Annotated in this window: 1 protein-coding gene; it reads left to right on the top strand. The window is 60.9% G+C overall.

Going from position 1 to position 220, the window contains the following annotated elements; genetic code table 11:
* The coding region (locus tag G5A07_RS21950; protein ID WP_191864040.1) for a hypothetical protein at positions 1-220 on the top strand (220 nt) is incomplete at both ends.

The following is a 220-nucleotide window of genomic DNA, read 5'->3' as shown; positions in this document are numbered from 1 at the left end:
ATTCGCATCGGGGACATCCTCGGTAGCATTCCGCTCTCGTCGTCGTTCAACTTCAAGACCCCTGTCGACGATCTCCCGGCCAACAAGGGTCAGGCGTTGCTCCGCATCAGCCGCATGGTGACGAACGTCAACCGGGCAATGTCGAATCGCGATCGCGCGTTGCGGCTGATCCACGCCATCGCGTTGATCGAAGGGTACGCGAAGCAGCACGGCTACGACC

This window comes from Stenotrophomonas sp. AS012628 (assembly GCF_010608305.1).
Lineage (GTDB): Bacteria > Pseudomonadota > Gammaproteobacteria > Xanthomonadales > Xanthomonadaceae > Stenotrophomonas > Stenotrophomonas geniculata.
This window is presented reverse-complemented; position numbering and strand designations above follow the sequence as displayed.